Genomic DNA, 8,186 nt, shown 5'->3' on the forward strand with positions numbered 1-8,186 from the left:
ACGCGCGTACGCCTCTTCCCCGCGTACGCGCGCCCCCGCGCACGCGTATACGCGCGTACGGGCGGACTCGCAATTCCCTATCGTTACGTTTCGTTCTAACGTTTCTACGAAACGGAAGTGGTAGAATTTGGGTTATGGACGAGAGAGAAGCACCCGGCGCGGCCGCCGCCGACCAAGTGGCTGAGCAGCGGGTTTGCCAGTTCCCCGTCGCCTACGACGTGGAAGCCGACGAATTCGAGGTCCACGGCCATCCGCTGGAGCAGACCGGGACCGGTCGGCCCTCGGAGTACTGCGGCCGCACTGTCGTCGACCCGGACGGCGTCAGCCGCCACCATCGGCGCCTGGAGGCGTTCAAGCGCCGGTCCGAGCTCAAGGCCGCCGCCGCGGGGGAGCGCCCGCGGCGCGACCGCACGGCCTCGCGGCCGGTGACCTCGGCGCGGGCCTCGATGGAGGATCTGCTCGCGCGGTGGGAGGTCATCACCAGCGCGCACCTGTCGCAGACTCAGCGCCTGGTCGACGAGGCCGCCCAGATCGTCGGCTTGGCCGGGGATCCGGACGCGGCCGCCGCTGAGGTCACCGCCGCGCGCCGCGACGCTCAGCAGGCCGCCGACGCCGCGACCGAACGCGCGGAGCGGGCCGAAGCCGATGCGCTGGCCGCGCGGCGCGAGCGGGATCGTGCGATCGAGGACAAAGAACTCGCGGAGGGCGCGGCATCGGACGCGATCGCCGACCGGGATGCGAAAGTCGCTGCTGCACAGCAGGATGTCGAGGAGGCACAGCGCCGCGCGAGCACCGCAGAAGCCCGCGCCGCCGAGGTGGAACGCGACGCGGCCGCCCAAGTCGCTGCCGCGAAAGAGGACCGCGAAACGGCGCTGGCCGCGCAGCGCCAGGCCGAGGCCGACCGGATCGCCGCCCAGCAGGCCGCCGACGATGCCGACGCCGAGGCCACCCGCCTGCGGTCCGAGCTGGAGATCACCCGCAAGCAGGCCCGCGACGATCTCGCCGCCGCACGCGCCGAGGCCGCCCGCGAACTCGAACGGGTCCGCGCGGATGCCGCCGCGGAATTTGCCCGCGTCGACCGGTTGCGCGCCGACGCGGCCGACGACGCGCGCGCAGTGCGTGAGCAGTTGGATGCGGTCCGCCGCCAGGCGCGTGAGGATGTCGAACGCGCCCGCGAGGACCTGGCCGCCGCACGCGCCGAAGTCGCGGATGTGCGTCGCGAACTGAGCGCTCAGCGCGAGGAGGCCCGGACCGAGCGCGAGCAGCTGCGCCGCGACCAGGCCGCCGAGATCGAACGCATCCAGTCCACCGCCGCGCGCGATATTGCCCGGCTCGAAGCTCAGCTCAACCCCACCACTGAGGAAGGCACGAAATGATCAGCCGAGACACCCGCACCGCGCGCAGCACCGAACCTGTCGATGAGGTCCACTCGCTGGCCCAACGGCTGGAGACCGAGCGCGGCCGCCGCGAGCTGCTGGGCGGCGATGCCACCCACGTGCTCACCGAGACACCCACCGAGGCCGAGCTCGCCAAGCTCCGCGAAGCCGCCCAGTGGCGCCGCGGCAAGCTCCTGGAAGCCGAGCGCGCCGACCTCGCCGATCAGCTCGCGGCCGCCGAGGAACTGCGCAAGGCCTCGGCCGAGATCCGCGCTGCCGACATCCGCGATGCCGTCGATGCCCGCAAGGCACTGGCTGCGCAGCGTCGCGCGGAGACTCCGGCCAGCACGATCGCGGAGTTGCACCGCTACAGCCGCTGGACCCGCTACGCCATCGCGGTGATCATCGGCATCGGCATGATCTGGAGTGCGATCAATGTGCAGAAGAACGCGGCGCCTGGCGGCACCAGTGACCCGCTGTTCTGGGCGAGTTACCTGCTGGAAGCGATGATCTCGGGTCTGCTCATCATCATCGCCCTGGGTACCGCGAAGATGCGTGATACCGCCGATGTCGAAGCCCACCCACTAACGCGCCTGGCCGAGGTCGCGCTGTTCGTCTTGACCTTCGGTCTCAACGTCTACCCGTACGTGCGCGCCGGCGACTGGTACCAGACCGTCGTGCACGGCATCGCGCCCGCGATGATCGGGCTGTCGCTGGTGGTGCTGCACTCCATGGGCGCGGGCTACGCCAAGTCGCGCGCAAAGATCGCCGAGAAGATCACCGGCGCGGTGGAACTGCCCGAGCTTCCCGCGCTGCACACCGTGCACCGTGCACCCGCGCAGGACACCGTGCACCCCGCTGTCAGCTACCGCACCGAGCAGCCCGACGAGACCGTGCACCCAGAGATCTCGGAGACCGTGCACGCCCTCGAAACCGTGCACCGTGCACCCGAGACGGGCACAGCCGCCGCGCACCCGGACATCGAACTCGGCGACGAGACCGTGCAGCTTCCGCGCACCGCGCAGGAGGCGCCGCGCCACCGCGCAGGCGCTCCGGTAGCGGCAGATCTCGGGGTACGCGCCGAGCAGCTGGAGGTGCACACCGAGCAGCGCGCCGAGCAGCCGGCCACCGTGGGCGACCACGACGACACCGACCACCAGGAGCAGGCCGAGGCGCCCGCCCGAACCGCAGCTGCCGTCGCGCCGCGCGACGCCGCCGAGACCGAGCAGCCCGAGCCCGAGCACCGCGCACTCGAGAACACAAAGGAAGGACAACGCGGCACCGCCGGCGACCGGGATCCGGGTGCCGCTGTCGAGACCGTGCACACCGACACCGTGCAGCTTCCGCGCACCGAGCAGGAGGGCGCACAGGAGGACACCGCGCACCGTGCACCTCGCCCGGAGACCGTGCACCGTGCAGCTGAGGAGACCGTGCAGGACACCGTGCAGGTCGAGACCGTGCACCGTGCACCTGCGACAGCAACTGACCCGCAGAACGGTAGCGACGCGCATCTGCGGCTCTTGGCCGCCGAGGTGCACGGTCGGCTCAGCCGTACTCGGTTCGCGGTCGAAGATGTCGCGCGGGTGCTCATCGCCAACCGTCGCGATGGACTCGGCGCTGATCGGATTTACCGCGACAAGATCGGCCCGCACCGCGACACCACCCGGAACTGGATCCAGCTGGCCGACGAGATCGAGGCCGAGCGCGCCGCAAGCATGGCGCCGGTGGTCCGGCTGCGCGGATAGTTCGCCCTACGCAGACAGCAGCCCCTGGCGGGCCGTATCCGCCAGGGGCTGCTGCGTGTCCGGAATCTACCCGGTGCGATAGATGTTGTCCGACACCGCCAAGGTCGCGTGAATCTGCGCCTGGCGCTGAATCGCTTCCAGCCGCTGCCACAGGACCTCCGTCCTGCTCGGTCCACTGGGGCCGCCGAGGCCGGCCAACGCCGAAGCGTTCTCCCGCGGCTTGCCATCCGCGTCGGCCTGGGTGAGTTCGAGCAGTTCTTCCAGTGCTTTGTTCGCTTGGTTGGCGAGCGTGTCCGCTCTTTCCGAGTGACTCATGGTCTTCGACGGTACGGTCCGCCGGCGTTCTGCGAGACCAGAATCCGACCTGTGAAGTCCGCGCCAGCGGCGCGAAACTGGACCACCAACCGACCCGAACTCAACAGCGAACGCCGACCACCTGACACCGTCAGAATGCCGAGCGCACCTCCACACAGCGCGTGCGGCACTACGACCTGCGCAGCACGTCACCGCACTACTCTGCCGCGCTATGAACCTCACCAAATTCTGCATCTCACGCCGTCTTTCACTCCCCTCATATCTGATCATCTCCTGTACCATTGAGGCTTAGTCTGAGGCAGAGCAAGGTAACATTTACCTGCGGTAAATGAAGTGTCCTCGCTGGGGCGCGAGGGTCCACCCTGGGCGGGTGGTCGCTGCGCTGGGCACCGGCTGAGGCCGGGGGAGAGGTGGTCGCGGTGGTCGCGGAGAAGGCAGTTTCGGAGCAGGCGGAGGAGTCGGCGCCGCGTCGGTCGCAGAACATCGCGCGGGCGGCGAACCGTCGCCGCCGGCCGAACATCAAGGGTCGGAAGCGGACTCTGGAAGTGGTGCTCTCGGAGGAGGAGTACGCGAAGGTTCAGGTGCTCGCCGAGGCGTCGAATTGCACGGTTCCGTGGTTTCTAGTGCAAGCCGCGCTCGACCCGGTCGCGGCTTCCTCGAAGGGGAAGGACGACGGGCCGTGGTTGCCGTGGCCAGCGCGCCGCGAGCTGATCCGAACGCTGTACGGGGCGGCCTCGTCGCTGGATATGCTGCGGCTGCACCACGTGAAGAAGATCGGCAGCAACCTCAATCAACTGGTTCGGTTGGCGAATATCGACCAGCACATCCCCGACGATGTACTTGAGGATCTGCCAGCGGTGCTGGAGCAGATAGAGGCGGTGGCCGAGGATCTGCGCGAACGCGCCGAGGATCTGACGAAGAAGGCCGAAGATGCGGCGCGGCGATGATCCCGAAGATCCGCCGCGGCAAGAAGATGTCCGGGCTCATCACCTATCTGCTCGGGCCGGGCGAACATAACGAGCACCGGGACCGGCACATCATCGGCGGCTCGCCCACGGTGATGCGTGAGATGTGGCTGGAGCACTTCGACGGACCTGGCGACGACGAGGCCGCGCGTGATGTCGCCCTGGCCGTCGCCGACGAGATCGAGATCCCGCGCCGTCTGTATCAGACCCAGGTGCGGATGAAGACGAAGGTCAAGGTCGCTGTCGGCGCGGGCGGTAGCCGTGAACTCGGCATGGACGTCTTCGAGCCCGCGGGCAAGAACGAGAAGGGTTCGTACAAGGACGCGCCGGTGTGGCATTGCGTGCTGGCCCTGGCGCCGGGCGAGGAGCTCTCCGATGATCGGTGGCAGGAGATCGCCGACACCTTCATGGACCGGATGGGCTTCACCGGCACACCGGATGGCAAGCGCGCCCAGGCGCGGTGGGTCGCGGTGCGGCACGGGCACTCCGGGGAGAAGGGCGAGGGCCAGGACCACGTCCATATCGCCGCGTCGCTGGTCCGGGACGACGGCCGCAAAGTCAGCACATTCGACTACGGTCCAGGCCGCGCGAAAGGCGACTGGCGCCACGCCGATCAGGTGTGCGGAGAGCTGGAGCGTGAGTTCGGCTTGAAAGTGCTCGCGTCACGGCGCGAGGGCGGCGGCATGTCGGAGAATTCGCGTGCCGAGATCGAGCGCGCGAAGCGGCTCGGCACACCGGAAACCGAACGCGAACGACTCCGGCGGATGGTGCGCGCGTACGCGACCGCAGCCGAGTCCGAACGCGAATTCGTGACCAACCTGCGGGCGGTCGGCGTCGCGGTGCGGGCGCGCTACGCACCCGGCGGCACTACGGAGGTCATCGGCTACTCGGTGCGTCTGCGCCGCGGTGACGACGAGGTCGGGCCGTGGCTGGGCGGCGGGAAGCTCGCCAAAGACCTCTCACTAAGCGCGTTGCGCGAGCAGCAGTGGATCGACAGTCCCGAGGGACGCGAGGATGCGCTCAGTGCGTGGATGAACCGCACCGATCGCACCCGGGCGGGCCGGGATCGTGGTGACGGGATGGGTGCTTGGGCGCAGGCCGCCGCTGATGTCGAGCAGTGGCGCGAGCAGCTCGCCGAGATCCCGGTGACCGACCGCGCTCAGTGGGCGTGGATGGCCGGCCAAGCATCGGGGGTTTTCGCCGCGTGGTCAGAGATGCTCGAAGGTGATGAGCCCGGCCAGTTCGCGGCGGCCGCGCGTGAGATGGCCCGCAGTGCGCAGGTCGCCCGGCAGGCCGATCGGTGGCGGCCGCCGCGACAGCAGCGGCCGAGTCCGGCCGCCGATGTGGCGCATCTGCTGCTCCAGCACACTGCGCAGTCCTCGCGGCCGCGCACCCACATCTCGCGGGGCGCCCGTGACGGCCAGGCCGCCGCCGAGCTGGCGGTGTTGCTGCTGGCGTTGATGCTGCTGTTGTTGCTCGCGGCTATCGCGATCGCTCGGGCGGTGGCTCGCGCGCATCGGGCCCGCGGGGAACTCGTGCGCGCCACCTCGGTCGAGCATGTGATGCGTGAGCAGATCGACCCGGTGCGGGCGGGCTGGGAGAGCGAGCTTCAGGCGCGGCGCGACCAGTGGGACCGCGACGCCGCCCAGGTCTTCACCGCGGCCGCCGGTCGCCGGGCGCAGCGGGTTCTCGAAGGCGCTATCGCGCCGCGTGAGGAACAGCCCGATCCGAAGCGGCGGCCCACGCCTTCGGAGAAGGCCGTCGCTTCGGCGCGTGGTCCGCTCACCCCGCCGGTGAGAGCGCCGCAGATCACGCGCCCGATCTACAGCGAGCTGAGCGACGAGGACAAAAACGTGCAGCGGCTGTTGGACGTGTCGGGGCTGGCTTTCGGTCGCCGAAACGAGGTGCAGCCGAGAAGCTGGAACGATCGCAAACTCGATGCCGAGTTGCAGCATCGCCGCCGCGAGGTCGAGTTGTTGGAACAGGACGTCGACGCGCGTCGCAACGGGCAAGGACCGCACACGGTCGCGGCGCAGGCCGAAAACGCCGAGTACCGACGCCAGGCCGACCGGATCGCACCCGCGCGCCGGGCCCGCGCCGAGGCCGAGCGGGCGCTGGCCGAACAGCGTGAACTCAGGGGCCGACAGCAGGGATTGCAGTGGAAGCTGAACGAGACGCCGCGTCGGAAGGTGCTGATGCGTCGCGATATTCAGTCTTCGCTGGGCGAGGTAGATGCGGCGCTGGCCGAGGTCAGCGTGCGGCTGGACGCCGCCGACGCCGCTGCGGAGGCTGCGGTCAAGGTGTGCGGGATCCCGATGCACGAGTGGGATGACATCGAATTCCGCGCCCACGAGCGTCAGCAGCAATCACATCTGCGGGGCGCACAGGACAAGGACGCCCGCGAACTCGTCACCGACGCCGAGGCGCTACAGAAACTGCGCGGGGAACTGAAGCTCGTCGAAACCGAACGCACCCGCCGGTCCAAGCTCACCCCCGAGCAGCGCGACCAGGAGCAGCAGCAGCGCGTGCGCAGCAGCAGGATTCGGCCGCCGAACCGCTCTACCTCGGTTGATCCGAACCCGAGTCAAACGTCGTACCGAGCGCCGGGCTACGGGCGCGATACCGGCAAGGACCAGGGGATGGGGCGGTAAGGCCCGGCCGCCGGCGGCGGGAGCCCGGTCACCTTCTTAGGTGCTGCCGCGCCAGCTGCGCTGGCTTGCCTGTCAGGTCGGCGGCGAATGTCGGTGTCGCACGGTCCAATGGGCTGCATCATGGGTGTGCGCACCACATGTGCGCGAGAGAGAGGGGGAAGCCGTGGCAGCCGTCGAATACCGGTACCTGTGCCCGCATTGCGGAGGCAGTGGGCACCCTGCCATGGCCTGCCCTTTTGTCCTGATGCAACCGGAACCGATCACGCCCGAGCGGATGCGCTCCTATGAGCGCCTGGTCGAGCTCGAACGCCAAGGGCGGCTGACGATTCCACGTCCGGGAACGGGCCGGTTCCGGTGGTGGTGGATCCCGCTCGGCATCATCGTGTTCATCGTGCTGGTGATCGTCATCTAAGGCTCGGGTGGGAGTCGAACACCGCCAAGGCAGTGCGAATCGAGCCGAACGAGCTCGCCGAGTGCCCTGCTCTATCGCGAAACTTTGCTCACTGCTGCTGATCCCCCGCCGCGACGCCCAGCTGGGCGTCGCGAGGGCCTTTGCCGTCGCGGATCTTGGCGATGTACTCCCGGGAGAAATCGGCATCGCGGGCGATAGCGCTGATCCCGACGCCATGTTCGAGGGCAGCGCGGATGGCGGAAAACAGCTCGGCGCGGGCTTTGTCGTAGGCCTCGCGGGCGGCGCGGACGGCGTCGCGATGTTTGTTCTGCTGCTGCATACCTCCCAGCATTGCACACAATGTTGCCAACTTAGTTGACAACTACCCATCCATCCCTCACTGTGAACTTAGTTGCCAACTTTGTTCACATTGGAGGGGTGCCCATGACCGGCATCGAATGGACCGAGGCCACCTGGAATCCGGTGACCGGCTGCGACCGGATATCAGCGGGCTGCGACCACTGCTACGCGCTGACCATGGCCAAACGCCTCAAGGGCATGGGCGTCGAGAAATACCAGCGCGACGGTGATCCACGCACGTCCGGGCCGGGGTTCGGCGTCAGCGTGCACCCGGCGGCGCTGGATGTCCCGCGCCGGTGGCGGCGCCCGAAGCTGGTGTTCGTCAACAGCATGTCGGACCTGTTCCACGCCCAGGTACCAGCGTCGTTTATCGAGCAGGTCTT

General features: G+C 68.8%; 8 protein-coding genes. 6 read left to right on the top strand and 2 right to left on the bottom strand.

Going from position 1 to position 8,186, the window contains the following annotated elements:
- Positions 1 to 134 precede the first annotated feature (134 nt).
- Both BJ987_RS37055 and BJ987_RS37060 read left to right on the top strand, forming a co-directional pair.
- Positions 135 to 1,376 (top strand): coiled-coil domain-containing protein, encoded by a 1,242-nt coding sequence (locus tag BJ987_RS37055; protein ID WP_209899877.1) that lies wholly within the window; start codon positions 135 to 137, stop codon positions 1,374 to 1,376.
- Positions 1,373 to 3,121 (top strand): hypothetical protein, encoded by a 1,749-nt coding sequence (locus BJ987_RS37060; protein WP_209899881.1) that lies wholly within the window; start codon positions 1,373 to 1,375, stop codon positions 3,119 to 3,121. Before BJ987_RS37055 ends, BJ987_RS37060 begins: the two co-directional genes overlap by 4 nt.
- Before the next feature lie 66 nt (positions 3,122 to 3,187).
- Here the strand turns inward: BJ987_RS37060 and BJ987_RS37065 are convergent, their stop codons facing one another.
- A complete protein-coding gene (locus tag BJ987_RS37065; protein WP_209899883.1) occupies positions 3,188 to 3,436 on the bottom strand; it encodes a hypothetical protein in 249 nt (82 codons plus the stop codon).
- A 419-nt stretch (positions 3,437 to 3,855) separates the two neighbouring features.
- Between BJ987_RS37065 and mobC the strand changes: the two genes are divergently transcribed.
- The 3 genes from mobC (at position 3,856) to BJ987_RS37080 (ending at position 7,464) form a co-directional block, all read left to right on the top strand.
- Positions 3,856 to 4,383, top strand: coding sequence for a plasmid mobilization relaxosome protein MobC (gene mobC, locus BJ987_RS38170; protein ID WP_209899886.1), 528 nt, complete (start codon positions 3,856 to 3,858; stop codon positions 4,381 to 4,383).
- Positions 4,380 to 7,052: a relaxase/mobilization nuclease domain-containing protein gene (locus BJ987_RS37075; protein WP_209899888.1), complete on the top strand. Its 2,673-nt coding sequence runs from the start codon at positions 4,380 to 4,382 to the stop codon at positions 7,050 to 7,052. The genes mobC and BJ987_RS37075 overlap by 4 nt, the downstream gene beginning before the upstream one ends.
- A gap of 244 nt (positions 7,053 to 7,296) precedes the next feature.
- Positions 7,297 to 7,464 carry a hypothetical protein gene (locus tag BJ987_RS37080; protein WP_209899890.1) on the top strand — a complete coding sequence of 56 codons (168 nt, stop codon included), beginning with the start codon at positions 7,297 to 7,299 and terminating at the stop codon, positions 7,462 to 7,464.
- An 88-nt stretch (positions 7,465 to 7,552) separates the two neighbouring features.
- On the opposite strand, the gene BJ987_RS37085 is transcribed toward BJ987_RS37080, so the two are convergent.
- Positions 7,553 to 7,783, bottom strand: a complete 231-nt coding sequence (locus tag BJ987_RS37085) for a hypothetical protein (RefSeq protein WP_245367879.1) — start codon at positions 7,781 to 7,783, stop codon at positions 7,553 to 7,555.
- A gap of 104 nt (positions 7,784 to 7,887) precedes the next feature.
- Here BJ987_RS37085 and BJ987_RS37090 point away from each other — a divergent pair.
- Positions 7,888 to 8,186 (top strand): DUF5131 family protein (locus BJ987_RS37090; RefSeq protein WP_209899896.1); only part of this gene is annotated, 299 nt, incomplete at its 3' end.

The organism is Nocardia goodfellowii, assembly GCF_017875645.1.
GTDB lineage: Bacteria > Actinomycetota > Actinomycetes > Mycobacteriales > Mycobacteriaceae > Nocardia > Nocardia goodfellowii.